This is a genomic window from Anaerotignum lactatifermentans, from assembly GCF_016902535.1.
Classification (GTDB): domain Bacteria; phylum Bacillota; class Clostridia; order Lachnospirales; family Anaerotignaceae; genus Anaerotignum; species Anaerotignum lactatifermentans_A.
Window position 1 is genome coordinate 1 of sequence record NZ_JACSNY010000043.1, and the last position, 1,105, is coordinate 1,105.

Annotated in this window: 1 protein-coding gene; it reads left to right on the forward strand. The window is 35.6% G+C overall.

Annotated elements, in window-relative coordinates; translation table 11 throughout:
* Positions 1–94 precede the first annotated feature (94 nt).
* A complete protein-coding gene (locus tag H9X84_RS12745) occupies positions 95–1,096 on the forward strand; it encodes an IS30 family transposase (RefSeq protein ID WP_205142736.1) in 1,002 nt (333 codons plus the stop codon).
* Positions 1,097–1,105 lie beyond the last annotated feature (9 nt).

Below are 1,105 nucleotides of genomic sequence, written 5' to 3' on the forward strand. Positions count from 1 at the left end.
TTTGAATTTATAATCTAAGTGCAACAAGTAAAAATGACTCACAGTTTCTGGTAAAATGGTGTTTGCAAAGACATCCATTAAACTAGGAGGAACTATGAGCCACTATAAACATCTTACACTATCTGAAAGAGAATTGATACTATATTTTTTGGCAAAGGGTTTTTCAATTTCTAAAATTGCCCTGAAAATAGGCAGAAGTAAATCCACTATTTCAAGAGAATTGAAACGTAATTCTGAGCAATCTATGTACTTGCCTATAAAGGCACAGGAAAAATATCAACTGCGAAGATGTAGTTGTAAACCCCGTAAAAAGTTAGAAAACAAAGCTATTTTTGATTATGTAAATGATAAATTCTTAAATCATCAATGGTCACCAGAACAGATTTCCGGAAGACTCCGTTTGGAAAAAGCTGATTTTTATGTCAGTTATACAACGATTTATAGAGCAATCTATACAGGTATGTTTGATACAAAACAACAGCACAATTCTCGTGGCAATCGTGGCGCAATCAGAAAACTGCGTCATCGTGGTAAAAGTCGTCATACAAAAAACTACGAAGAAAAACGTGGAAAATTACAAATTAGTTATTTGATAACGGAACGACCAAAAGATGCAGACCAGCGAATAAGGATTGGAGATTGGGAGGCTGATACGATTCTTGGACAGACAGGAAAAGAAAAAGCTTGCCTAGTTACGCTGGTTGATCGGAAAAGCAGATTTTTAATAGCAGGAAAAGCAAAAAGCAAGAAAGCTGCTTGCGTAGGTGAAGTAATGATCAATGCACTGAAAAACCAACCATGTTATTCTATTACACCAGACAGAGGGAAAGAGTTTGCGCTACATGCTCAAGTATCTGATGCATTGGAAAAAGTACGATTTTATTTTCCTTATCCGCATCAGCCTTGGCAAAGGGGGACAAATGAAAACACAAATGGATTACTTCGAGAATATTTTCCAAAAGGGCAAGATTTCACAATCATAAGTGAAGAATACATACAAAGCAAAGTGGATGAAATGAACAAACGTCCCAGAAAATGTTTAAGGTATAGAACGCCTTATGAGATTTATTATTCAGAGGTGTTGCATTTAACTTGACAATTCAAG

What these genes read in the sequence shown, in the direction of transcription:
- H9X84_RS12745 (WP_205142736.1), top strand. Translation starts at nt 95, where the DNA reads ATGAGCCACTATAAACATCTTACACTATCTGAAAGAGAATTGATACTA.